The organism is Bradyrhizobium sp. CCBAU 51753, from assembly GCF_015291565.1.
Taxonomy (GTDB): Bacteria; Pseudomonadota; Alphaproteobacteria; order Rhizobiales; family Xanthobacteraceae; genus Bradyrhizobium; species Bradyrhizobium ivorense.
Genome location: NZ_CP030037.1, coordinates 2,847,752 through 2,871,761 on the forward strand (window position 1 = coordinate 2,847,752; position 24,010 = coordinate 2,871,761).

General features: G+C 66.4%; 25 protein-coding genes. 18 read left to right on the plus strand and 7 right to left on the minus strand.

Features of this window, described 5'->3' with window-relative positions; all coding sequences use genetic code 11:
• Positions 1 to 246 precede the first annotated feature (246 nt).
• The 8 genes from XH93_RS12705 to hemC all read left to right on the plus strand — a co-directional run bounded on the left by XH93_RS12705 (position 247) and on the right by hemC (position 7,833).
• On the plus strand, positions 247 to 996 hold the full coding sequence (locus tag XH93_RS12705; RefSeq protein ID WP_194473757.1) for a hypothetical protein: 750 nt from the start codon (positions 247 to 249) through the stop codon (positions 994 to 996).
• 106 nt (positions 997 to 1,102) lie between these two features.
• Positions 1,103 to 2,695, plus strand: a complete 1,593-nt coding sequence (locus XH93_RS12710) for an NAD(P)/FAD-dependent oxidoreductase (RefSeq protein ID WP_210340480.1) — start codon at positions 1,103 to 1,105, stop codon at positions 2,693 to 2,695.
• Complete coding sequence (locus XH93_RS12715) at positions 2,695 to 3,102, plus strand: cytochrome c (RefSeq protein ID WP_194475128.1); 408 nt, start codon at positions 2,695 to 2,697, stop codon at positions 3,100 to 3,102. Before XH93_RS12710 ends, XH93_RS12715 begins: the two co-directional genes overlap by 1 nt.
• Before the next feature lie 175 nt (positions 3,103 to 3,277).
• Positions 3,278 to 3,766 (plus strand): RidA family protein, encoded by a 489-nt coding sequence (locus tag XH93_RS12720; protein WP_194473758.1) that lies wholly within the window; start codon positions 3,278 to 3,280, stop codon positions 3,764 to 3,766.
• A 128-nt stretch (positions 3,767 to 3,894) separates the two neighbouring features.
• Positions 3,895 to 5,313, plus strand: coding sequence for a M20/M25/M40 family metallo-hydrolase (locus XH93_RS12725; RefSeq protein WP_194473759.1), 1,419 nt, complete (start codon positions 3,895 to 3,897; stop codon positions 5,311 to 5,313).
• Positions 5,313 to 6,131: an aspartate dehydrogenase gene (locus XH93_RS12730; protein ID WP_194473760.1), complete on the plus strand. Its 819-nt coding sequence runs from the start codon at positions 5,313 to 5,315 to the stop codon at positions 6,129 to 6,131. Before XH93_RS12725 ends, XH93_RS12730 begins: the two co-directional genes overlap by 1 nt.
• 5 nt (positions 6,132 to 6,136) lie before the next feature.
• Positions 6,137 to 6,757, plus strand: a complete 621-nt coding sequence (gene pncA, locus XH93_RS12735; RefSeq protein WP_194473761.1) for a bifunctional nicotinamidase/pyrazinamidase — start codon at positions 6,137 to 6,139, stop codon at positions 6,755 to 6,757.
• A gap of 128 nt (positions 6,758 to 6,885) precedes the next feature.
• Positions 6,886 to 7,833 (plus strand): hydroxymethylbilane synthase, encoded by a 948-nt coding sequence (gene hemC, locus XH93_RS12740; RefSeq protein ID WP_371814990.1) that lies wholly within the window; start codon positions 6,886 to 6,888, stop codon positions 7,831 to 7,833.
• A 134-nt stretch (positions 7,834 to 7,967) separates the two neighbouring features.
• On the opposite strand, the gene XH93_RS12745 is transcribed toward hemC, so the two are convergent.
• Both XH93_RS12745 and XH93_RS12750 read right to left on the minus strand, forming a co-directional pair.
• Positions 7,968 to 8,753 (minus strand): crotonase/enoyl-CoA hydratase family protein, encoded by a 786-nt coding sequence (locus XH93_RS12745; protein ID WP_194473763.1) that lies wholly within the window; start codon positions 8,751 to 8,753, stop codon positions 7,968 to 7,970.
• A gap of 29 nt (positions 8,754 to 8,782) precedes the next feature.
• The gene (locus tag XH93_RS12750; RefSeq protein ID WP_246799605.1) at positions 8,783 to 9,901 is read right to left on the minus strand and encodes an aromatic ring-hydroxylating dioxygenase subunit alpha; all 1,119 of its coding nucleotides are present in this window, start codon (positions 9,899 to 9,901) and stop codon (positions 8,783 to 8,785) included.
• A 159-nt stretch (positions 9,902 to 10,060) separates the two neighbouring features.
• On the opposite strand from XH93_RS12750, the gene XH93_RS12755 reads away from it, so the two are divergent.
• Entirely contained in the window at positions 10,061 to 11,011 is a 951-nt protein-coding gene (locus XH93_RS12755) for a LysR substrate-binding domain-containing protein (protein ID WP_246799606.1), read from the plus strand.
• On the opposite strand, the gene XH93_RS12760 is transcribed toward XH93_RS12755, so the two are convergent.
• From XH93_RS12760 to XH93_RS12770, 3 genes are read right to left on the minus strand one after another with little or no spacing between them, the layout of a single operon-like run.
• On the minus strand, positions 11,008 to 11,700 hold the full coding sequence (locus tag XH93_RS12760) for a DUF1045 domain-containing protein (RefSeq protein WP_194473765.1): 693 nt from the start codon (positions 11,698 to 11,700) through the stop codon (positions 11,008 to 11,010). The genes XH93_RS12755 and XH93_RS12760 overlap by 4 nt on opposite strands.
• Positions 11,701 to 11,714: 14 nt before the next feature.
• The gene (locus XH93_RS12765; protein ID WP_194473766.1) at positions 11,715 to 12,887 is read right to left on the minus strand and encodes an alpha-D-ribose 1-methylphosphonate 5-triphosphate diphosphatase; all 1,173 of its coding nucleotides are present in this window, start codon (positions 12,885 to 12,887) and stop codon (positions 11,715 to 11,717) included.
• Complete coding sequence (locus XH93_RS12770; protein WP_194473767.1) at positions 12,884 to 13,549, minus strand: chloramphenicol acetyltransferase; 666 nt, start codon at positions 13,547 to 13,549, stop codon at positions 12,884 to 12,886. Before XH93_RS12770 ends, XH93_RS12765 begins: the two co-directional genes overlap by 4 nt.
• 190 nt (positions 13,550 to 13,739) lie before the next feature.
• On the opposite strand from XH93_RS12770, the gene phnC reads away from it, so the two are divergent.
• From phnC to phnE (XH93_RS12790), 4 genes are all read left to right on the plus strand, one after another.
• Positions 13,740 to 14,555 carry a phosphonate ABC transporter ATP-binding protein gene (gene phnC / locus XH93_RS12775; protein WP_194473768.1) on the plus strand — a complete coding sequence of 272 codons (816 nt, stop codon included), beginning with the start codon at positions 13,740 to 13,742 and terminating at the stop codon, positions 14,553 to 14,555.
• 75 nt (positions 14,556 to 14,630) lie between these two features.
• Entirely contained in the window at positions 14,631 to 15,566 is a 936-nt protein-coding gene (gene phnD / locus XH93_RS12780; protein ID WP_194473769.1) for a phosphonate ABC transporter substrate-binding protein, read from the plus strand.
• A gap of 86 nt (positions 15,567 to 15,652) precedes the next feature.
• Positions 15,653 to 16,537, plus strand: coding sequence for a phosphonate ABC transporter, permease protein PhnE (gene phnE, locus XH93_RS12785; RefSeq protein ID WP_194473770.1), 885 nt, complete (start codon positions 15,653 to 15,655; stop codon positions 16,535 to 16,537).
• Positions 16,534 to 17,382 (plus strand): phosphonate ABC transporter, permease protein PhnE, encoded by an 849-nt coding sequence (phnE, locus tag XH93_RS12790; protein ID WP_194473771.1) that lies wholly within the window; start codon positions 16,534 to 16,536, stop codon positions 17,380 to 17,382. Before phnE (XH93_RS12785) ends, phnE (XH93_RS12790) begins: the two co-directional genes overlap by 4 nt.
• 362 nt (positions 17,383 to 17,744) lie before the next feature.
• On the opposite strand, the gene XH93_RS12795 is transcribed toward phnE (XH93_RS12790), so the two are convergent.
• Positions 17,745 to 19,097 carry an ISNCY family transposase gene (locus tag XH93_RS12795; protein ID WP_194469913.1) on the minus strand — a complete coding sequence of 451 codons (1,353 nt, stop codon included), beginning with the start codon at positions 19,095 to 19,097 and terminating at the stop codon, positions 17,745 to 17,747.
• 217 nt (positions 19,098 to 19,314) lie between these two features.
• The gene (gene phnF, locus XH93_RS12800) at positions 19,315 to 20,040 is read right to left on the minus strand and encodes a phosphonate metabolism transcriptional regulator PhnF (RefSeq protein WP_194473772.1); all 726 of its coding nucleotides are present in this window, start codon (positions 20,038 to 20,040) and stop codon (positions 19,315 to 19,317) included.
• A 116-nt stretch (positions 20,041 to 20,156) separates the two neighbouring features.
• On the opposite strand from phnF, the gene phnG reads away from it, so the two are divergent.
• Genes phnG through phnK form a run of 5 tightly spaced genes read left to right on the plus strand, consistent with a single transcriptional unit; the run spans position 20,157 to position 24,009 of the window.
• Positions 20,157 to 20,618 carry a phosphonate C-P lyase system protein PhnG gene (phnG, locus tag XH93_RS12805; RefSeq protein ID WP_194473773.1) on the plus strand — a complete coding sequence of 154 codons (462 nt, stop codon included), beginning with the start codon at positions 20,157 to 20,159 and terminating at the stop codon, positions 20,616 to 20,618.
• A 4-nt stretch (positions 20,619 to 20,622) separates the two neighbouring features.
• Positions 20,623 to 21,231: a phosphonate C-P lyase system protein PhnH gene (gene phnH, locus XH93_RS12810; RefSeq protein WP_194473774.1), complete on the plus strand. Its 609-nt coding sequence runs from the start codon at positions 20,623 to 20,625 to the stop codon at positions 21,229 to 21,231.
• A gap of 3 nt (positions 21,232 to 21,234) precedes the next feature.
• A complete protein-coding gene (locus XH93_RS12815; protein WP_194473775.1) occupies positions 21,235 to 22,338 on the plus strand; it encodes a carbon-phosphorus lyase complex subunit PhnI in 1,104 nt (367 codons plus the stop codon).
• Positions 22,335 to 23,219, plus strand: a complete 885-nt coding sequence (locus tag XH93_RS12820; protein ID WP_194473776.1) for an alpha-D-ribose 1-methylphosphonate 5-phosphate C-P-lyase PhnJ — start codon at positions 22,335 to 22,337, stop codon at positions 23,217 to 23,219. The genes XH93_RS12815 and XH93_RS12820 overlap by 4 nt, the downstream gene beginning before the upstream one ends.
• Positions 23,212 to 24,009, plus strand: coding sequence for a phosphonate C-P lyase system protein PhnK (gene phnK, locus XH93_RS12825; RefSeq protein ID WP_194473777.1), 798 nt, complete (start codon positions 23,212 to 23,214; stop codon positions 24,007 to 24,009). Before XH93_RS12820 ends, phnK begins: the two co-directional genes overlap by 8 nt.
• Position 24,010: the final 1 nt, after the last annotated feature.

Sequence of the window (24,010 nt, forward strand, 5' to 3'; positions counted from 1 at the left end):
GCTCGCTCAGCAGCGCAATTGCGCTGCTGAGCGAGCCTCGAAGGATGAATCGGCCCGGCTGGTGGCCGTCGATCCTTCGAGGCTCGCCGAAGAGGCTCGCACCTCAGGATGACGGTATTGGCGGCTGCGCGTGCGGAGCGGGGGGAAGAGGGGCGCGTATGTGGATGGTGACACTGCGCCAGTGCCGAGTATTCTCCCTCACAAGATACTCCAACGCCGACCGCATCCACTTCACCACGAGGCACCATGACCAGCACCATCGAGGCTCCCGGCGGCTATCGGTTCATGCCGGGTGTCAGCCAGTATTCCTGCGGCATCGGCGCGCTGCCCGGCTTTGCCATCGAGCGTATCAGGTTCGCCGAGCCGGTGCCGCTGGCCGCAGGCTTCGAGCGGATCGCGCAAATCCTCACATCCGCCGAACGTCCGCTGACGGCGTTCGCCGGCTGCGAATTGCGCTCGCCGGCGCCGTTCACCGAGGACGGCTTTAGGGCGTTCAATGCGATCTACATCAGGACGCTGGTCGACTGGGGCGTGATGCGAGACGGCGTCAATCCGGTGGCGCGCAGCAATGTTTGTCCGAAGATCGATCCGCCGGCCGAACCGTGCTTCCACGCCTTCTCTTACACGGTGCCGGCGCCAACTGATGCGCCCGCCAGCTTCGTCGTCGCCGGCAGCGGCGAATCCGTCGAAGGCAAGGCCAATTATCGCGATCACACGGTTGCGCCCGGCGACACCAGCCCGGCCGGCATGCTGGCCAAGGCGAAATTCGTGCTGGACGAGATGGAACGGCGGATGCGCGCGTTCGGCGGTTCGTGGCGGGATACCACCGCCGTGCAGCTCTATACCGTGTACGACGCCTATGCCGTCCTCGAAAGCGAGCTCGGCCGCCGCGGCGTGCTGCGCAACGGGCTGACCTGGCATTTCGACCGGCCGCCGGTGGTTGGGCTCGACTACGAGATGGATTGCCGCCGCGTGCATCTCGAGCGGGTCGTGTGATGCATCAAAAGCGCGTGTTGCTGCGGGCCGAAGTGGGGCCCTTTCTTGACAGCGGTCGCGTCAACCGTTTCCTTCTCTTGACGATCAACGCGGCTGGGTGAACGCGGTGCAGAACGGATCTGTGATCAAGCGGCGAGATCTGCTCGCGCTGATCGGGACCATCGCTGGCAGTTCGGCGATGTATCACGCGATGACGAGCCTCGGCTTCGCGTCGGAATCCGCCTACAAGGGGCCGCTGAAGCTCGCCGGCGATGTGAAGGGCGCCTCGGTGCTGATCCTCGGCGCGGGGCTTGCGGGCATGACGGCGGCGCTGGAACTGCGCAAGGCCGGATACAAGGTCCAGATCCTCGAATTCAACAACCGCGCCGGCGGCCGCAACTGGACGATCCGCGGCGGCGACAGCTTTGTCGAGCTCGGTGGCTTCAAGCAGACCTGCGAGTTCGAGCAGGGGCTCTACATCAATCCGGGCCCGTGGCGGATTCCCTACCACCACCGCGCGCTGCTCGATTACTGCCGGCGGCTCAACGTGGCGCTGGAACCCTTCATCCAGCTCAACCACAACGCTTACTTGCATGCGACGCGCGCCTTCAACGGCACGCCGCAACGCATCCGCAGCATCAAGGCGGATTTCCAGGGCCAGGTGTCGGAGCTGCTCGCCAAGGTCACCCAGCAGGGCAAGCTCGACGAGACCGTCACCAAGGAAGATCAGGAGATCCTGCTGCAGTCGCTGCGCGCCTGGGGCGCGCTCGATCGCGACTACAAGTACAGCGCCAATCTCGTATCCGCCGAGTTCCGCGGCTATGCGCGCGACCCCGGCGGCGGCCTGACCGCCGATCCGCTGCCGAGCGAGCCGATCGCGCTCTCGGAGATCCTGCGCTCGCGGCTGTGGCGCTATCTGCAGGCCTTTGCGCGCTACAATTTCCAGACCACGATGTTCCAGCCGGTCGGCGGCATGGACATGATCGGCAAGGCGTTCGCGCGCGAGGTCGGCGATCTGATCCGGCATAACGCCAAGGTGACGCAGATCCAGCAGAACAGCTCCGGCGTCACCGTGAGCTATGTCGATGCGGCGAAACCATCGGTGGTGCAGCAGGCGACTGCCGACTGGTGCATCTGTACCATTCCGCTGTCGATCCTGAGCCAGCTGCCGGTCGACGTCAGCGTTCCCATGAAGAATGCGATCGACGCCTTGCCCTATGCCGGCTCGGTGAAGATCGGGCTGCAGTTCAAGCGGCGGTTCTGGGAAGAGGACGAGGCGATCTATGGCGGCATCAGCTTCACCGACCTGCCGATCCGGCAGATCGCCTATCCGAACTACGGCTTCAATCGTGCCGGCCGCGGCATCCTGCTCGGCGCCTACCTGTTCGAGGGCGCCAATTCCTACGAGTTCACCGCGATGACGCCGGCCGAGCGCGTCGCCAGCGCGGTCGAGTTCGGCTCCAAGATCCATCCCCAATACAAGGCCGAGTTCGAGACCGGCGTCGCGGTCGCCTGGCACCGCGTGCCGTTCACGCTCGGCTGCAGCGGCGAATGGACCGACGCCGGCCGGGCGCAACATTACCGCACTCTTTGCCAGATCGACGGCCGCATCGTGCTGGCCGGCGAGCACGCCTCCGACCTGCCGGCCTGGCAGGAGGGCGCGATCCTCTCGGCGCTCGATGCCATCGTGCGGCTGCACGAGCGGGTGGTGAGGACATGATGATACGGGTCAGGACATCGGCGGTCGCCGCGCTGACGCTGCTCTCGGCCACCGCGGCGACCGGGCAGGACAGCGCCGCGAGCCGGCGCACCTTCTCCTCCGGCTACCGCTTCGTCGAGATGACCGGCGAGGAGCTGTTCGCCAATGTCTGCCAAGGTTGCCACATGCCGGATGCGTCCGGCGCAACCGGCGCCGGCAATTATCCGTCGCTGGCGGCCAACAAGAACCTCGAATCCGGCAGCTATCCGATCTTCATGGTCATCAACGGCCGCCGCGGCATGCCGGCGTTCGGCGACATGATGACCGATGGTCAGGTCGCCGCCGTTGTGAATTATCTGCGGACGCACTTCGGCAACAACTTTGAGGACGCGGTGACGGCGAAGGACGTCCAGGAGGCCCGCCGCTAGCCGCGGCGTCGCCGTCATTCCGGGGCGTGGGCAAAATCCGCGAACCCGGAATCCAGAGGTGATGGTGCGGAGTCCGACAACCTCGAGATTCCGGGTTCGCGCTGCGCGCGCCCCGGAATGACGAGCAAAATATCGGTGTCACAGCACGACCTGCGATCAGGTCATGGGGGGAATCATGAGACTAGCAACTGTCGTCCTTGGCGTCGCATTTTCCGCGGTCGCGACCGCGGCCTGCGCCGATGTGATCAGGCATCCGATTCCAAACTCGACCTTCCCGATTGCGCAGGCCGTCACCGTGACCGGCAATGCGACGACGATCTATGTCAGCGGCCAGGTGCCGCCCGCGATCAACAAGGATGCCGATCCGGCGAGCCCGCAGGCCTATGGCGACACCAAGGCCCAGACGGTCGGCGTGCTCAACCGCATCAAGGGCATTTTGGAGGGCCAAGGGCTCGGCATGGGCGACGTCGTCAAAATGCAGGTGTTTCTGGTGCACAACGCCGCCGCGCCGATGGACTTCAAGGCCTTCATGGAGGGCTACACCCAGTTCTTCGGCGGCAGCCAGCCGAACCTGCCGGCGCGCTCCGTGGTCGGCGTCGCTGCGCTCGCCAATCCGGGCTTCCTGGTCGAGATCGAGGTGGTCGCTGTCAAGGACGCGAAATAAGGACTGCAAATGGGGCGTGAAATCGCGGAGGTCGCGCGCAGAAATTGAGGGGCTCGCCGTCTTGCCAAAGTACCTGCCGCCTGTCTGAATTCAGGCTGGTGAGGCAGTGCAATTCCGGGGAGAGCACGATGTCGCAAAAGATCCGAAAAGTGTCCCAGTCGCTCCTGTTGTCCGCCGCTTTCGGCACTGCGCTGCTGGCAACCGGCGCTGCGGCGCAGGGACTGACCGAGCAGCAGCAGTTCGCCCGCGGCATCTACCAGGAACTGGTCGAGATCGACACCACCACCGCGACCGGCGATACCCAGAAGGCCGCGGAGGCGCTTGGGGCGCGGCTGCGCGCGGCCGGCTTCCCCGAGCAGGACGTCCACGTGCTCTCGCCGGCGCCGCGCAAGGGCAATCTGGTGGCGCGGCTGCGCGGCTCCGGCGCGCGCAAGCCGATCCTGCTGGTCGCCCATATCGACGTCGTCCCCGCCAAGCGCGAGGACTGGTCGTTCGACCCGTTCAAGCTCACCGAGCAGGACGGCTATTTCTATGGCCGCGGCAGTAGCGACGACAAATACATGGCGGCGTCCTTCGTCACCAATTTGATCCGCTACAAGAAGGAGGGCTATAAGCCCGACCGCGACATCATCATCGCGCTGGAGACCGACGAGGAGATCCTCGACGCCAACGCCCTCGGCATGCAGTGGCTGATCAAGAACCACCGCGACCTGATCGACGCCGAGTTCGCGCTCAACGAAGGCGGCGGCGTCGGCCTGAAGAACGGCAAGGCGATCCGCAACAGCGTGCAGACCAGCGAGAAGGTCTCGACCAGCTACAAGCTCACGGTGAAGGACCGTGGCGGGCACTCCTCGCTGCCGCGCAAGGACAACGCGATCTATCGCCTTGCGGAAGGCCTGGTTCGCCTTTCCAAGTACGATTTCCCGCTCAATCTCAACGAGACCACCCGGATCTATTTCGCCAAGACGGCCGAGACCGAGAGCAAGCAGAACGCCGACGATATCCGCGCCATCCTGGCGCCGCAGCCGGATCCGGCGGCACTGACGCGGCTGTCGGAAAATCCCGGCTATAACGCCCAGCTCCGCACCACCTGCGTCGCCACCATGCTGCAGGGCGGCCACGCCATTAATGCGCTGCCGCAGCTTGCGACCGCAGGGGTGAACTGCCGGATCCTGCCCGGCGAGCCGGTCGAGGGCGTCCAGGCCCAGATCGAGCGCGTGCTCGCCGACAAGCAAATCGAGGTGGTGGGGGGCCAGGCCGTGCTGAGCCCGCCGTCGCCGCTGAACGAGGAGATCATGGGATCGATCGAGAAGCTGTCGAAGGAGTTTTGGCCGGACGCCGCGGTCGTCCCGGTCATGAGCACCGGCGCCACCGACGGCAGCTACCTGCGCAATGCGGGGATTCCGACCTACGGGCACTCCGGGCTTGCCTCCGATGTCGACGACAACAGGATTCACGGCAAGGACGAGCGCGTGCTGGTGAAATCGTTCTACGAGGGCCAGGAATATCTCTATCGCCTGGTCAAGATGCTCGCCGGCGGCAAGTGATGGCGGACAGCAAGGCGAAGACGCGCGTCGCGGTGGCCGGCCTCGGTGCGATCGGAGCCGACGTCGTCAAGGCGCTCGATCGCGGCATCGACGGCTTGATGCTGGTCGCGGTGTCGGCGAGCAGCCCGGAGAAGCACCGCGGCTGGCTCGCCGAGCTGAAGACCGCGCCGGAGATGGTGCCGATCGAACAGCTCGCCGAGGTCGCCGACATCGTGGTCGAGTGCGCACCGAGCAAGGTGGTGCGCGCGATCGTGGCGCCGGTGGTCGAACGCGGCAAGACCGCCGTCGTGCTCAGCGTCGGCGCGCTGCTGCAGAACGAGGACCTGGTCGATCTCGCCAAAGCGCATGGCGGCCAGATCATCGTGCCGACCGGCGCGCTGATCGGGCTCGATGCCGTGACGGCGGCCGCGGTCGGCACCATTCATTCGGCAAAGCTCGTGACGCGGAAGCCGGTCGCGGGCCTCGTCGGCGCGCCGCATCTGGTCGAGAATGATATCAAGATCGAGGGCATCACCGAACCGCTGCGCGTCTTCGAAGGCAGCGCGCGCAACGCGGCGAAGGGATTTCCGGCCAATCTCAACGTCGCGGTGGCGCTGTCGCTCGCCGGCATCGGGCCCGACCGCACCCGGGTCGAGATCTGGGCCGACCCGACGGTGACGCGCAACACCCACCGCATCGAGGTCGATTCCGATTCCGCGCGGTTCTCGATGACGATCGAGAACATTCCCTCGGAGAACCCGAAGACCGGCCGCATCACCGCGCTGTCGGTGATCGCCTGCCTGCGCAAGCTGCGCGCTTCCTTGCGGGTCGGGACCTGACGGCGATGAAGATCCAGCCCGACGATCTGCTTCTGGTCATCGACGTGCAGAACGACTTCTGCCCCGGTGGCGCGCTTGCCGTCGCCGACGGCGATGCGGTGGTGCCTGTCGTCAATCGGCTCGCGCAACGGTTCGACCATGTCGCGCTGACCCAGGACTGGCACCCGGCCGGCCACAGCTCGTTTGCGACCTCGCATCCGGGGGCGGCGCCGTTCTCCTCCATCACCATGCCCTACGGACCGCAGACGCTGTGGCCGGATCACTGCATCCAGGGCACCGATGGCGCCGCGTTCCATCCGCAGCTTGCGACCGACAAGGCTGAACTCGTGATCCGCAAGGGATTCCGCGCGGCGATCGATTCCTATTCGGCGTTCTTCGAGAATGACCGCACCACGCCGACCGGGCTCGCCGGCTATCTGCGCGAACGCGGGCTCAAGCGCGTTGTGATGGCGGGCCTCGCCACGGATTATTGCGTGCAATATTCGGCGCTGGACGCGCGGCGGCTCGGCTTCGAGACCACGGTCGTGCTGTCCGGCTGCCGCGCCATCGATCTCGCGGGCTCGCTCGCCGCCGCCACGGCAGCGATGAGGCAGGCCGGCGTGACGCTCGTCGACGACATCGCCTGAGGGCGGTCCGTGGCGGCAAAAACCGTTGTTTTGACTGACCTTTTGCTCTAATCCCGCGGTCAATGAGCATTCGCAGCAAAAATCCCGGGTCGGGACAGGTTTTACGGATCGGTACCCGCAAGAGCGCGATGGCGCTGGCGCAGACCGACGAGGTCGCGCGCCTGCTGCGCGCGGCGGCGCCGGAGCTTGCCGTCGATGTCGTCAAGTTCGAAACCCGCGGCGATCAGGACCAGACCAGCAAGCTGCTCCGTCACGGCGGCAAGGGCGGCGCCTTCGTCGCCGAGATCCGCGCTGCGATGCGCGCGGGCACGCTGCAGGCCGCGATGCATTCGCTAAAGGACGTGCCGGGCAACGAAGAAACGCCGGGCCTTGTCATTGCGGCGATGCTGGCGCGCGATGCCGCCAATGATTCGCTGGTGCTGCGGCCCGGCCTGTCGCTGGAGACGTTCCGCGTCGCGCGCGGCAAGGGGTTTATGATCGGCACCAACGCGGTGCGCCGCGCCGCGTATCTGCGCCGGCTGTTTCCCGAAGCGACCGTGATCCATTTTCGCGGCGCCGCCGACACGCGGGTCGCAAAGCTCGATCGCGGCGACAAGCAGCGGCTGCCCGGTGGCGGCGAGGTCGGGCCGGCGGATGCGCTGGTGATGGCGCGCTCTGGGCTCGAGCGCATCGGGCTGACCGCGCGCATCGCGCATGATTTCTCGGTCGACGAGATGCTGCCGGCGGTCGGCCAGGGCATCGTCGCGGTCGAATGCGTCGAGAGCGACTGGCCGACGCGGGTGCGGCTCGCGCAGATCGACAACGTGGCGTCGCGGCTTAGCGCCGAGGCCGAACGCGAGGTGCTGTGGGTGCTCAACGGCCACTGCAATTCGCCGATCGCCGGCCATGCCACGCTCGCCGGAGGTGAGATGACACTGCGCGCCTCGGTGCTCGACGAGGCCGGAGCCGGCTTCATCGAGGTGGTCAGGCGGGGACCGGCGGATCGCCCGCGCGAACTCGGCCGCGCCGTCGGCATGGAGCTGCTCGACAAGGGCGCCGCGGAGATCATCGCCCGCACCCGGCCGGACGAGAACTAAAGCGCGATGAGATCAGGTTGAATCATCATCGCGCTTTAGCTCTTTGTTTGAGCATGATCTCCGCGCAAACGCGCTCCGCGTTTGTCGCGAGGGAAAACCGCTTCACCCTTTTCCGGATCATGCTCTAGCAATCCTCAGGCGATGTCGGCGAAATCGCCGTGCCGGCCCTTGCCACCGGCAAAACGGCGGGCGCCGGCCTCGGTCTCGCCGGTCGCGACCGTCGCCAGTCCAAGGCGGAACTCGTTCAGCGTGGCCTGCTCCCAGCCGAGCTCCCACTGCTCGATGGCGGAGAGCCGGTCGCTGCGCAGCGCCGCCTGCGGCAGGCGGCACAGCTCATGGGCGAGCCGCCGCGCCTCGGCCAGCGCGGTGCCGGGCGCGACGACGCGGTTGGCCAGTCCGATCGCGCCGGCCTCCTCGCCCGAGACGCCGCGCCCAGTGAGGATCATGTCCATCGCCCGGCTGTGGCCGATCAGCCGCGGCAGACGCACGGTGCCAAGATCCATCAAGGGCACGCCGAAGCGCCGGCAATAGACGCCGAAGGTGGCGTCGCGCGCCGCGACGCGCAGGTCACACCAGATCGCAAGCTCGAGCCCGCCCGCCGCCGCCGGTCCCTCGACCGCGGCAATCACCGGCTTCGACAACTTCATCCGGGTCGGACCCATCGGGCCGTCGCCGTTCTCGACGCGGTGGCCGCGATGGCCGGCCGCGGTGCGCTTCAGATCGAACCCGGCGCAGAACGCGCCGCCTGCGCCGGTCAGGATCGCGACCGATAGCGCGGGGTCGCGATCGAAGGTACGAAAGGCCTGTGCCAGCCCCTGCGCGGTCTCCGGATTCACCGCATTCCGCGCCTCGTCATAGCGGTCGATCGTCACGATCGCGACAGCCTGCTCGGTTTGGTATCGGACGGTTGGATGCTCCATGCTCGGGTCCTCGATGGATCAGCGCGGGTTCATGCCGCGTCAATGGTCGCGGCGAGGTTCTGATGAAAGTGCCTGATCGCACCTTCGAACAGGCCGAAGGTGAAATGATCATTGGCGCGCGTTGCGAGGCCGCGCTGCGCGGCGCAGGCCATCTCGCGGTCCTCGGCGGCGCCCGCGGTGACGAAGTCGCGACCCTGCGCAACTGCGACGCGGCCGTCCTCCGCCGCGATCCGGTTCGACAGCGTGTAGGTGACGAGGCGGGTGCGATCGACCGCCAGCGGCTCCAGCACCGTCATCAGCCGGTTGGTCGGGAAGGTCGACAGCATCACGTTCGGGAATAGGTGATAGACATGCGTGAGCATGCCGTCCGTGCGGCGCTCGCTTGCCGGCACATTGCGCAGCTTCTCGATGCGCCGATAGGGAAAGCTGATCCGGCTGTTGCGGCCGAAGGATTCGACCACATTGAGATTGTCGTATTGCAGTGGATAGAACGTATCCTGATGCGTCGATCGGATGTGATAGCCCTCGAGGAATCCCTCGGCGACGACCTTCCAGTTGGCCTCGACCTCCTGCGAGGCGGTCGAGTAAAGCTTCCAGCCTTCGCCGAACAATTTCGGCATGTCGCTCGCATCTGACGTTGCGGCGGGATCATCCTGCGAGACCAACACCAAACCATCGCGCTCGATGCAACGGACCGGCACGAGGCCGTGCGTGGTCTTGTCGAGACCCGGAAAACCGTGCTCGTCGGGGATGCCGCGCAGCCGGCCGTCGAGGCCGTAGGTCCAGCCGTGATAGCGGCAGGTCAGCGCCTTCTTGCAGCCGATGCCGTCGACCAGCTGCACGCCGCGGTGGCGGCACGCGTTGCGGAAGGCGCGCGCGACGCCGTCCGCGCTGCGGATCGCGACAACAGGCGTCAGCGCCGCGTCGCGCGCGACATAGGCGCCGGTCTCGGCAAGCGCGGCGGACGGACAGAACGGCGTCAGCGTGCGACGGAACACCTGCGCAATCTCGGCCGCGAAGCGGTCCGGCGAAAGATAGTGCGCGACCGGTTCGTGCCAGACGCCGGCGCTGAGATCGGTCGATTTCGCGTCGATATGCTGCAGGATCCGGTCGACGACGGAAGCTCCGTCCGCGAGCTGCGCCTTCATCGCTGTCCTCCGCTGGTTCGGCCGGCTTGTCGACCGGCTCATTATGCCGGCGCAGAATCCCGCATTACCGCCCGCGCGACAAGCGAAAGCGCGACGTTTCGGATGAATGACATTCACCCGAGATCGACATTGGGTGGTGAAGGCCGCTAGGATCGGTCCATGAGGAGGAACCACTCAAGGCCGGCGCGCGCGGCAGCGGCGTCGCGTCAGGACGAACTCGCTGCATCGAGCCTGCGGCCGACGCATCTGTTGGCGCTGCAGGCGTTCGATGTCGCCGTCCGGCTCGGCAGCTTCAAGGAGGCCGCGAGCGTGTTGAATCTGAGCGCGTCGGCGGTGAGCCATCGCATCCGCAATCTCGAAGCTCATCTTGGCGTCGCGCTGTTTCACCGCAGCCATCGAGCGGTCAGGCCGACCCATGCCGGCGAAAAACTCGCCGCCGCGACCGGCCGGGCGTTCGCGGTGCTGGTGCGGGCCGGCTCGGCGGTCGAGGCGGCGGGCCGACGCCGGCTGCGCCTGAAAGTACTGCCGCAGTTCGCGTCGGCCTGGCTGATCCCGCGGCTCTCCTCGTTCCTCACCCAGCATTCGGAAATCGATCTTGTGATCGAGACCTCGAACCGCAATGTCGATTTCGACACCGAGACGTTCGATGTCGGCATCAGCTTTGGACCCGACAAGGCCGAGGGCGTCGTCGCGCATCGCCTGATGGACGTCAGGACTGTTCCGGTCGGGACTCCGGCGCTGGCGCGGCGGTTGAAGTTGCGTTCGGCCGCCGATCTCGGCCGCGCCGTCCTGATCGAGGTGACGACATTTCCCGCCGCGTGGCCGCTCTGGTTCAAACATGCCGGCGAGACCGTGCCGCCATCGGCGCGGGCGATCGCGGTCGACAGTTTTGTGGCTGCGCTGCAGGCCGCCGAACGCGGCGCCGGGGTTGCGCTCGCGCTCGAACCGTTCATTGGAGAAAGTGAACGGCGCGGCACCATTCGCCGGCTCCTGCCGGTGAGCCACATGACCGGCAGCTACTGGCTGGTTCATCCGCCGGGCGCGCAGCGCAGCCGCGCGCTGCAGGCGTTCAAGAGGTGGCTGCTGGCCGAAGTCGCGAAGGAAAGTTAGCTCGCCCGCAGCGGCCAGCTGCCGATCATGCGGAAGCGCGCGGTGCTGTCGGCCTGCTTGAACAGCGCGATGCGGTCGACCGCGAGCGTAGTGAGGCCGGTCGCGGCAAACCGTTCGCGCAGCCACGTAACGATCGGGCCGCGCCGCTCGTCGCTGAAACGTCCGGTCAGCGTCATGTGGAAGCGGAATTCCTCCATCACATAGGGATAGCCCCAGCGATCGAGATGCTCGCACTGCCGCGCGGTGAGTTTTGCCGGGTTGCGCCGGGCGCGGTCTTCCGCCGTCAGCGGCGCGCGCAAGCCGTCGAACTCGGTGACGCAGTCGGCGGCGAGCTGCTGCAGGTCCTCCGAGCGCTTGGCCGGAATCACCGCAATGAAGCCGCTGATCGCATCGACGACCGGCTCGATCACCGGAATGCGCCGCACGCGGCCGGCGAAGGTGGCGCAGGCCTCGCAGAGTTCGGCCTCGTGCTTGCCGTCGGCGAGCGAGAACGGCGCCTTCAGCGTGGCGTGAAAGCCGTATTTGCGCGGGTCTTCTGTCAGCTCGCGCCAGTCGGCGGCGACACCGCCGGGAAACGGCAGGTCGGCACCATCAACGGCATCGTAGCCGAGCATCGCCGAGCCGAAACGGTGCAGCATGCTGTCTTGTGCCGGCGCATAGTAGATCGCGTAACGCGGAAAATTGGCCATGATCGCAGAGTGACCTACGCCGCCGCAACCGTCTTGCGCGGCGCGAGCGAATGAACCAGGCAGCTCGCATCCGTCAGGTGCACCAGCCGTCCGGCGGCGATCACGGCGACGATGCGCGGCCGTAGTGGCAGCTTGTCGTCGACGATGATGATGTCGGCGCGGCGGCCCGCGGCCAGCACGCCGCGGTCCTCGAGGCCGGCGGCGCGCGCCGGTCCCGCCGAGATCAGGTCCCAGGCCTTGGCCAGCGGCAGGATGCCGTCGGCGGCGAGGCGGAATGCCGCGAGCAGCTGCGCCGGATAGTAATAGTCCGACGCCAGCACCGAGCAGAGGCCCTTTGCGATCATGTCGGATGCCTTGGTCCAGCCGGTGTGGCTGCCGCCGCGCACCACGTTGGGCGCGCCGAACACGATGAAGTCGCCGGCCGCGGCGGCGTCGCGCGCCGTCTCCTCGTTGACCGGGAATTCGGCGACGGTGACGCCGAGCGCGCGAAACTCCTGGCGCATCGCCGGGCTGTTGTCGTCATGCGAGAGCATGCGCACACTGGCGTCGCGCGCAGCAGAAGCGAGACGTGCGATCGAGGCCGGCACGTCGGGGCGGCGCGCGACGACCTGATCGATCAGCTCGTTGAACGCCTCGAGCGACAGCCCGGCGCGTTCGGCCGACTGGTTGCGCTTTTTTGGCTTGACGTTGCTGTGGTCGTTGAAGGCGAACAGGTCGATGCGGCCCTCGCGGAGCCATTGAATGATCTCGGCCTCGGCCTCGAGATTGTGGGTCTCGTGACGCAGATGGAAGCGCGTGTCGGCGGCGAGCTGCGGCCGCAGCGCCTCGATCGTTTCGAGCAGCTTTCGCGCGTTCTCGGCATTGCGCAGGCCGGGCTCCCACGACCAGGTCGTGCCGTGGAACACCGTGGTGATGCCGTTGGCGATCACCTGGCGGTCGCTGTCGATCAGTGCGACGTCGGTCGGAAAGTCGACGCCCGGGCGCGGCATCATCTGGCGCTCGAAGGCATCGCCGTGCAGGTCGACGATGCCGGGCAGCACCAAGAACCCGCTCGCATCGATCTGGAGCGCGGCACGGCCCTGTTCGGCGTCGAGCGCGGCGATATCAAGCCCCGCGGTGCGCAGCGAGGTCTCGACCAAGGTGCCGTCGACGAGCGTGCGTCCGCCTGCGATGAAAATGTCAGTCACGATGCGGCACTCCGCTGTTTGTTATGTGATTGGGCCGCGCCCTCGGCCTCGTATCTGTCCAAAAACTCTTCTGCCGAAAGCTTGCGGAAATCGGGCAGGGCGCGGCGAAGCGTCTCATGGTCCCAGTCCCACCACGCCAGTGCAGTCAGTCGCTCCGCGACGGCTTCCGGGAAGCGACGCTTGATCGGCCGCGCCGGATTGCCCCCGACAATAGTATAAGCCGGCACGTCCTTGGTCACGATTGCGCCGGCGGCAATCACTGCGCCGGTTTCGACATTACGGCCCGGCAGCAGGATCGCACCATGCCCGATCCAGACGTCATGGCCGATATGCACGTGATGCGCACGTCGCCAGTTGAAGAACTCGGTGTCGTCGCTCTCGCCGGGAAAATAGGCGCTGGCGCGGTAGGTGAAATGCGCCTGCGTCGCGCGATGCATCGGATGATTGCCGGGATTGATGCGGGTCATCGCCGCGATCGAGCAGAATTTTCCGATCGACGTGTAGGTGATCTGGCTGTCGTTCACGACATAGGAATAGTCGTCCATGCTGACTTCGAGCAGCATGGTTCGTGCGCCGACCTCGGTATATTTGCCGAGTTTGCTCTCGCGCACCGATGCGGTGGGATCGATGGTCGGCACGACCGAGAGTGCTTTTCCGGCCATCAGAGCCTCCGCAAATCATGGCTTCGGGGGAGATGCGCGTGTCATCAAGATGCATCATGACAGCATCATGACGTCGCAATGACAATGGTCGAGCGGGGTGTGGACGACCGCCGCAGCGCAGCAGTCACGTCACATAACTGTAAAACACCGGGGATAGCGGTGGCCCAACGCGTCGCGATTGGAGCATTGCATGCTGGTGGTGGAAGGTCTGACGTGCCGTTTCGGCACGAAAGCCGCAGTCGATAACGCATCCTTCTCGATCGCGCCGGGCATGTTCGTCGGCGTGATCGGCCGCTCCGGCGCCGGCAAGTCGACCTTGCTGCGCATGATCAACCGCCTCGCCGAACCGACCTCCGGCCGCATCCTGTTCGAAGGCACCGACGTCACCGCGCTGCGCGGCAAGGCGCTGCGGCAGTGGCGGGCGCGCTCGGCGATGATCTTCCAGCAATTCAATCTGGTCGGCCGGCTCGACGTCTTGACCAACGTGCTGATGGGCCGGCTCGCCCAGATCCCGTCCTGGCGCTCGCTTGCGCAGGTCTGGCCGGAGCAGGACCGGGCGCTCGCGATGTCCGCGCTCGAGCAGTTCGACATCGCCCAGCTCGCGGCGCAGCGTGCCGACCAGCTCTCCGGCGGCCAGCAGCAGCGCGTCGCGATCGCCCGCGCGCTGGTGCAGGAGCCCGACATCATTCTCGCCGACGAGCCGATCGCCTCGCTCGATCCGCGCAACACCAAGATCGTGATGGACGCGCTGCTGCGCATCAACAAGCACTTCGGCATCACGGTGCTCTGCAACCTGCATTCGCTCGACCTCGCGCGCACCTATTGCGATCGCCTGGTCGGCATGGCCGCGGGCCGTGTCGTGTTCGATGGCGCGCCGGCCGCGCTGACCGACCACATCGCCCGCGAGCTCTACGACCTCGAGGCCAATGACGTCATCGGCGCGGCACCGTTGCCGGCGCCCGACGGCGCGACCGTTCCGGCGCTCGGCTCCGTCGCCGCGGCCTGAGCGTCGCCGTTTCCGACCAGGACGGCCGGGCATATCGCCCGGCCAACAGGTGTAACTACAACAAGAGGGGTAATCATGATCACTCGTCGCATCGTGCTGGCCGGCGCCGCCGTGCTGGCCTTCGTCGGCTCGGCTTCGGCGCAGGACTGGAAGGCAAAGTATCCGGAGCTGACCTTCGCCGTGGTTCCGGCGGAGAACGCCTCCGGCGTCACCGAGCGCTGGACGCCGTTCGTCGCCTATCTCTCCAAGGAGCTCGGCGTGAAGGTCAACCTGCGCATCGCCAACGACTATGCGGCGGTCATCGAGGGTCAGCGCGCCGGCAACATCCAGATCGCCAGCTACGGCTCGGCCTCGTTCGCCCGCGCCCGGCTGACCGGCGTCAAGACCGACGCCTTCGCCAACGACATCAACGCCGACGGCTCGACCGGTTATTACTCGGTGTTCTTCGTCAAGGCCTCGAGCCCCTACAAGAGCGTCGACGATCTGAAGGGCAAGAACCTCGGCCTGGTCGATCCGAATTCGACTTCCGGCAACAACGTGCCGCGCTTCGAGCTCGACAAGATGGGCATCCACGACGCCGAAACCTATTTCGGCAAGGTCGTGTTCACCGGCAGCCACGAGAACGCCGTGCTGGCGCTGTCGCAGGGCACCGTCGACATGGCGGCCAACCAGTGGACAAGCGACGACGATTCCACGCTGGCCCAGATGCTGACCAAGGGCATGCTGAAGAATGCCGACGGCTCGGCGATGAAGAAGGACGACTTCCGCATCATCCACAAGTCGGCGCCGATCATCAACGGGCCCTACGCCTATAACGCCGACCTGCCCGAGGACCTGAAGGCCGCGATCGCCAAGGCCTTCTTCGAGTCGCCGACCAAGGACAAGGCCGCGTTCGATCGCCTCTCCGACGGCCAGAAGAAGGGCTTCCATCCCGCCACCACCAAGGATTGGGACGGCACCATCGAACTGATCAAGTTCGTCGACAGCCTGCGCAAGAAGAAGGCGACCTGATCGCTCCTTAAGGAAACGAGCCGGGTCGGGTTGCGACAACCCGGCCCTTTTCCGTTCAACCCTTTCAGCCCGAGTGGCCCGCGACGATGGCAACCGCCGTATCGATTCTCCCCGCCCAGCAACTGGCGACGCTTGAGGAGGCCTACCGCAAGGCGGTCTCGCGCAAGCGGCTGAAGGCGGCGCTGGCGACCGCGCTGTTCTGCGCGGCGCTCGCGGTCGCGGCGGTCGGCGCGGAAGTCAACCTGCGCACGCTGTTCACCTACTTCGGCAACTTCATCAGCTATTTCGACCGCATTCTCACCCTCGATTCCGGCGCGCGGGTCTGGACCGATCCGGCCGAGTGGTTCTGGGGCTGGCAGAAATGGCTGCGGATGCTCGGCGAAACCATTTTGATCAGCTATGTCGGCACGCTCACCGGCGCGGTGTTCGCCTTTGCGCTGAACTTCTTCGCCGCACAAAACACCTCGCCGGGGCCGTGGCTGCGCTTCGCCGTGCGCCGCCTGCTGGAATTCGCCCGCACCGTGCCCGGCATCGTGTTCGCGCTGATCTTCGTGATCGCGTTCGGCCTCGGGCCGATGGCCGGCGTGCTTGCGATTGCGATCCACTCGACCGGCGCGCTCGGCAAACTGTTCGCCGAAATCGTCGAGAACGCCGACATGAAACCGGTCGAGGGCATCCGCTCGACCGGCGCGAGCTGGCTGTCCTGCATGCGCTTTGCGGTGCTGCCGCAGGTCTCGGCCGGCTATGCCAGCTACGCGCTGCTGCGCTTCGAGATCAATGTCCGCGAGGCGTCGGTGATGGGTTTTGTCGGCGCCGGCGGCATCGGCCAGGAGCTCGTGGTCGCGATCCGCAAATTCTACTACTCGGACGTCAGCGCGATCCTCGTCACCATCATCGTCACCGTCTTCATCATCGACATCTCGACCGGCTGGCTGCGTGGCCGGCTGTTCGGCAAGGAGACGCGCCGATGAGCCAGCTGCCGAAGCCGGACACCGACGGGCTGCGCACGAAATACCCTGACGTCTTCGCGCGGCCCGCCTCGGCGCGGCTGGCGATGCCGGCAATGATCATCGCCGCGTTGGCGATCTTCGTGTTCGGGCTGGTCGATCTCGACTTCTCGCCGTCAAAACTGCTGTCGGGGATCAGCCAGCTCGGCTGGATCACCATGCTGATGATCCCGCCGAACCCCGGTTCGTCGTTCCCGCTCTACATGCAGGCGCTTGGCGAGACGCTGTCGATCGCGCTGCTCGGCACCACGCTCGCGGCGGTGCTGGCGCTGCCGGTCAGCCTGCTGGCGGCGCGCAACATCATTCCGTCCAACTTCATCCGCTTTCCCGTGCGCCGCTTCCTGGACTCGATCCGCGGCGTCGACACCCTGATCTGGGCGCTGGTCTGGATCAACGTCGTCGGCCTCGGCCCGTTCGCCGGCGTGCTCGCGATCATGGTCTCGGACTTCGGCGCGTTCGGCAAGCTGTTCTCGGAAGCGATCGAAGCCGCGGACCGCAAGCAGGTCGAGGGCATCCGCGCCTCCGGCGGCAACGCGCTGCATGAGATCCGCTTCGGCCTGCTGCCGCAGGTGCTGCCCGTGATCGCTGGGCAGGTGCTCTACTTCATCGAGTCGAACACGCGCTCGGCCACCATCATCGGCATCGTCGGTGCCGGCGGCATCGGCCTGCAACTCGCCGAGCAGATCCGGGTGCTGGAGTGGCAGAAGGTGTCGTTCCTGATCCTGATGATCCTGATCGCGGTCGCCGCGATCGATTTCATCTCGACCAAGCTGCGGTTCGCCATCATCGGCCAAAGGGCGGTGGTGTAGCCTTCGCCTCTCCCCGCGTGCGGGGAGAGGCCGGATCGCATGCAATGCGATCCGGGTGAGGGGGACCCTCCGCACACTCCCAAAGTCCGAATTTCGCGGTGACAGTCCCTCACCCCAACCCTCTCCCTGTAAGAACGGGGAGAGGGAGAAACAAGTTCGCCATCATCGGTTCCGCCCTCCGTCGGAGGGGGCAGAGCCAAATCATGAAAAACAACCCCATGCAAAGTAGCCGGCGGCGGTCGTTCGACTTGGCCGCTGTCCGTAGCGGGTGAAGATGTCGTGTTTTTGTAGCTCGTGATCTGTCGCCTTCGTTTTGGAGTTTTGGGCGCCCGCGGAAGGCGTGGACGGGAGCGCCGGGTTTGTCATGCCATGGATAGAGCGGTCTGGTCAGCCGTGCGGGCGGGTTTCTTTGTTCGATTTGAAGCCCGTTTCTCCGTCCCGACCCGCGCTTTCTCGACGGCGGCGCGCGCAGGAGCGGTCAAGGACGCGCGCTTGCGCGCCCGCCAGGGCTTGTCCTTGACGGCTCCGAGCACGCTGCCAGGCTGAGGCGCGTCGGGGCTGATCTGCTGTCCGTTGGCGCTAAACCTCGCCAATCGATGCGGGCCGAGGAACACGCTGACGGTGCCATCGGGATACTCATGCACCCGCACCAGGGCCTTGACGAAGTGAGGCCTCAGGCGGCTCTCCGGCAACTGCAGCCGGCGACCTTTCCATGCGACGGTATTGTCGTTGGCGACGGTTCGCTCCTCGATCACGCACAGCGCCTCGCGCCAGGCCTCGTGGCGGTCGGCAACGAAGGCGGTGCCTTGCTGTTCGGCCTTGATCGCAAATGCGGCGTTGTGTTCGGCGATGTAGTGCGCCTTCAACCACGCATTGGCGGCTTCGACTGTCTTGATCCCGGCGAGCCGCAGCTCCTTTGGCAGGCGGTCCTGCAGCGTGCCAAACAGCCGCTCGGAGCGCCCCCGCGCCTGCGGCGAATAGGCCGCGATATGCTCGATCCCAAGATGCGATAAAGCCCGTCCCACCTGGGTTTGTTGCGTCTTCGAGACCTTCTCGCCAGCCTTCGGGGTAAGGAAATAATGGCTGCCGCGATCGGTGTAGAGCGCACAGAACAAGCCGCGCTCGCCAATCACCTCGCCCAGGGCCAGGAACGTCGAGGCCGTGCCTTCTTCCTCGACCAGCAGCATCGAGTAGACCTCGCTGGTCGCATCGTCCATCGTCACGATCAGGTCCATCGCCGGCAGATCCTCGATCCAGACGTGGCGCGACCCGTCCTGGTGCAGCAGCATCCCCGGCAGCGGCCGGCGTGGGCGCTTCTTACGGTGCGCCGAACGCTTCGGCGCCTTCCGTACCAGGCCCGCCGCCTGCAGGGCGAGCTTCGTCACCGTATAGCCCAGCACATAGTCATGCCGCTTTTGCAACTGCTCGTGGAAGTGCTTCACCGTGAAGTCCGCGTACTTGTCCCGGAACAGTCCCAGCATCCGCTCCAGCTCTTCCTCCGGTGCCCGCCGCGGCGATCGCCGTCCCATGCGCCGGTCCACCAGCCCGATATCGCCCTCCGCTTCATAACGCTCCGCCCAGCGTTGGAAGGTCCGAATACTGATCCCGAGAGACTCCGCAGCAGCCTCCTGCGTCAGCTCCCTCGCCTCCGTCCGTTCCAGCAAATCTGAAAACCGCATCCGTCGTACACCCTCGTGAATGGATGCCGTGCCCATCGTGCCCCCTTTGTCCCGGGGCACCAAAAACACGACACTTCACGAGCTACAAACAGGCGACAGATCACGAGCTACTGACATCGTTCGACCTGGCCGCTTGACACGTCGGGCAAGTCAGGGGTAATCTTCCAATATTCCGAAATCGTGGACGCTCGTCGCCCCGGCCCCTTCGCCGGAAGGCGGGCTGCGGCGGGCAACGGCGCGCGGCGAGGGAGAGCTAGCTGTTCTCCACCAGGAACTCGACGCGCTCGGCGGCGAAGCGCGAGCGTTTGGTCACCAGCGGCTTGTCGGCGGGATCGACGTCGGTGGCGTCGACCACCAGCACCGGGCGGCCCAGCGCGAGATCGAGCCGCGCGGCGTCGGAGGCGTCGGCGATCGCCGCGGTGATCCGGGTGGTGGAGCGCCGGTAATCCCTGATGCCGTAATGCGCCAGCAGCTTGGTCATCGAGCGGAGGTTGGCGAACACGCTGCCGGCATCGGGAAAGCGTTCGGCCGACAGCCAGGTGGTGGAGACGCAGATCGGCGTGCGGTCGGCGAGCCGCAGCGCCTCGATCCGGATCAGCGGCGCGCCGGTCTTTAGTCCCAGCACTTGCGCGAGTTCGCGGGTCGCGATGTCGTCGCCGGCCTCGATCAGCTGGCCGCGCGGCTCGTGGCCGCCGGCGCCGACGATCTCGGAGAAGCGGGTGCGCGAGCGCAGCGGGTAGGCGAGGCGCTGGGCCTCGACATAGGTGCCGCTGCCGCGCTCGGCGCGCACCAGGCCGCGCTCGGCCAGCGCCGCGATCGCGCGCCGCACGGTGTGGCGGTTGACTCGGTAGGTCTCGGCGATCTCCATCTCGCCGGGCAGCTTTTCGCCCGCGGGAAAGCGGCCGTCGGCAATGCCGCGTTCGATGCCGTCAGCGACCTGCCGCCACAAGGCGACGCCGGAACTTTCCTGCATGCTCATGCCGCGGTGATAGCCAGAAACCTTGGATTTGTCACGAAACAGTCATGGCGCTTGGCTAAGAAGTTGTCTATTACCATAGACAACTTGATTCAGGCAAGGTTGCCCGAGAGCTGCACATGACCACGACCGGACGGAACAGCAAACAGGCCCAGCGCAAGGCCGCCATGGCGGTGCTGGCGCATTCCGGCGCTGCCGAGATCGCCGGCCATCTCGCCGATATTGCAGTGCCCGCGCACGAGAACCTGCGCGAGCCGGAAAACGGCCTTGTGATGCTGCGCGGCCGGATCGGCGGCGACGGCGCGCCGTTTAATCTCGGCGAGGCGACGGTGTCGCGCGCGGCGGTGCGGCTGGCGACCGGCGAGGTCGGCTTCGGCTACACGCTCGGCCGCGATGCGCAGAAGGCGCGGATGATCGCGCTGTGCGACGCCATGGTGCAGTCGACGGATTTTTCCAGCGAGGTCGAGGCGAAGGTGATCGCGCCGCTGCGGGCCGCGATGCTCGCCGAGCGCAACCGCAAGGCCGAGGAGACCGCGGCGACGCGGGTTGATTTCTACACCATGGTGCGCGGTGAGGGGTGATGCGATGACGACAGTTGCCGAACTGCCCGCTGGCTTTGCCGACAAGGTGTTGTCGGCGCAGTCGACCTTCCGCTCGGTGATGGACGCGATGGCCCGTCCCGGCAGCGTGCAGCGGGTCACCGCAAGCGTCGGCACGCCCGCCGGCCTGATGCGCGGCGCGGCCGCGATCGCGCTGACGCTGTTCGATCACGACACGCCGATCTGGATCGACGCCGCGATGTCGGCAACAACAGATGTCGCGCGATGGCTGAAGTTTCACGCCAGCGCGCCTGTGATCGAGGAGCCCTCGATTGCGAGCTTTGCGCTGATCGGCGACGCCGAGCACTTGCCGCCGCTCGAGCGTTTCGCGTTCGGCAGCAGCGAATATCCTGACAGGTCGACCACGCTGATCCTGCAGGTCGAGAGCCTGACCCAGGGGCCGGCCTTCGAGCTGAGGGGGCCCGGCATCGACGGCAGCGCGCTGCTGCAGGCGATGATCCGGCCGCGCGATCTGTTCACGCGGCTGGCCATCAACGAAGCCCTGTTCCCGCGCGGCATCGACGTCGTGCTGGTGCATGACGACAGCATTGTCGCGATCCCGCGCACCACGCGGCTGGTCGCAAGTGGAGTGTAAGCGATGTATGTAGCCGTCAAGGGAGGCGAACGCGCCATCGAGAACGCCCACCGCCTGCTCGCGCATGAGCGGCGCGGCGATCGCGATGTGCCGGAGGTGACGCTGGCGCAGATTTCCGAGCAGCTTTCGCTCGGCGTCGACCGCGTCATGACCGAAGGCTCGCTCTACGACCGCGAGCTTGCGGCGCTGGCGATCAAGCAGGCGCGCGGCGACATGATCGAGGCGATCTTCCTGGTCCGCGCGTTCCGCGCCACGCTGCCGCGCTTCGGCGCCAGCGAGCCGGTCAACACCGGCGAGATGCAGGTGCGCCGCCGGATCTCCTCGACCTTCAAGGACATTCCCGGTGGCCAGATCCTCGGGCCGACCTTCGACTACACCCACCGCCTGCTCGATCCGCAGCTCGCCGAAGGTTTCGTGCCGGAGCAGCCGGCCACCGCCGAGGCACCGCAGACGCCGGCGCCGCGGGTGACCGACATTCTCGGCCGCGACGGCCTGATCGAATCCTCGCCGCAGGCCGAGCCTGATGCGCCGGTCGGCGACCTCACGCGCGAACCGCTGAGCTTTCCCGCCGACCGCGATCTGCGGCTGCAGAATCTCGCGCGCGGCGACGAAGGCTTCCTGCTCGCGCTCGGCTATTCGACGCAGCGCGGCTATGGCCGCAACCATCCGTTCGCCGGCGAGATCCGCTTCGGCGACGTCGAGGTCGAGTTCTTTGCCGAGGACGCCGGGTTCGCGGTGCCGCTCGGCGCGATCGAACTGACCGAGTGCCAGATGGTCAACCAGTTCAAGGGCTCGGCGACCGAGGCGCCGTGCTTCACCCGCGGCTATGGCCTCGCCTTCGGGCAGAGCGAGCGCAAGACCATGTCGATGGCGCTGGTCGACCGCGCGCTGCGCGCGCGTGAGCTCGACGAGGAGGCGAAGTCGCCGGCACAGGACGAGGAGTTCGTGATGTCGCACTCCGACAACGTGCAGTCGACCGGCTTCGTCGAGCATATCAAGCTGCCGCATTACGTCGACTTCCAGTCCGAGCTCGGCCTGCTCCGCAAGCTGCGTCAGGAATTCGCCGAAGCCAATGAGGCCCCGGAACTGCGGGAGGCCGCGGAATGAACGCGCCGACGTACAACTTCGCCTATCTCGACGAACAAACCAAACGGATGATCCGCCGCGCGATCCTCAAAGCGATCGCGATCCCCGGCTACCAGGTGCCGTTCGCCAGCCGCGAGATGCCGATGCCCTATGGCTGGGGCACCGGCGGCGTGCAGGTGACCGCTGCGATCCTCGGCCCCGACGACATCTTGAAGGTGATCGACCAGGGTTCCGACGACACCACCAACGCGATCTCGATCCGCAAATTCTTCGGCAAGACCGCCGGCGTCGCCACCACGACGTCGACCACGGATGCGACGGTGATCCAGACCCGGCACCGCATTCCCGAGGCCGAGCTGCATAGCGGGCAGGTGCTGGTCTATCAGGTGCCGATCCCCGAGCCGCTGCGCTTCCTCGAGCCGCGCGAGACCGAGACGCGGCGCATGCATGCACTCGCCGAATACGGGTTGATGCACGTCAAGCTGTATGAGGATATCGCGCGCTTCGGCCACATCGCGACCGCCTACGCCTATCCGGTGAAGGTCAACGCGCGTTATGTGATGGATCCGTCGCCGACGCCGAAATTCGACAATCCGAAGATGGACAATTGCGCGGCGCTGCAACTGTTCGGCGCCGGCCGCGAGAAGCGTATCTATGCGATCCCGCCCTACACCACGGTGGTGTCGCTGGATTTCGAGGATCATCCGTTCACGCGCTACCGCTTCGATGCGCCCTGCGCGCTGTGCGGCGCCGATAATTCCTATCTCGACGAGATCGTCACCGACGACAGAGGCGGGCGGATGTTCGTCTGCTCCGACACCGATTTCTGCGAGCAGCGCCAGGCCGCCGGCCATCACGGCACCGAGAGCGCGGCGCCGCACAAGGAGAAGGCGCATGTCTGAGCCGTCCCATCTCGACAACGACGAGCCGCTGCTGGTCGCCGAGGGGCTCGGCAAGAACTACGGCCCGATCGCCGCCTGCCGCGACGTCTCGTTCGCGCTCTATCCCGGCGAGGTGTTGGCGATCGTCGGCGAATCCGGCTCGGGCAAGTCGACGCTGCTGCAATTGCTGTCGGCGCAGCTCGCGCCGAGCGCGGGGCGGGTGTCCTACCGGATGCGCGACGGCGTGCTGCGCGATCTCGCCGATCTCGGCGAGGCCGAGCGGCGCTTTTTGTTTCGCACCGACTGGGGCTTCGTGCATCAGGATCCGGCGCAGGGGCTGCGCATGGCGGTCTCGGCCGGCGCCAATGTCGGTGAGCGGCTGATGGCGGTGGGGTGGAATCACTACGGCAGGATCCGCGACACCGCCTCGACCTGGCTGGAGCGGGTCGAGATCGATGTCGGCCGCATCGACGATGCGCCAAAGACCTATTCCGGCGGAATGCGGCAGCGGCTGCAGATCGCGCGCAACCTCGTTACCGAGCCGCGGCTGGTGTTCATGGACGAGCCGACTGGCGGCCTCGACGTCTCGGTGCAGGCCCGTCTGCTCGACCTGATGCGCAACCTGGTCAGCGAGCTCGGCCTTGCCGCCATCGTCGTCACCCATGATCTCGCCGTGGCGCGGCTGCTGTCGCACCGGGTGATGGTGATGAAGGGCGGCCGCGTCATCGAAACCGGGCTCACCGACCAGGTGCTGGACGATCCACGCGAGCCCTATACCCAGCTGCTCGTTTCCTCGATCCTTCCGCCATGAG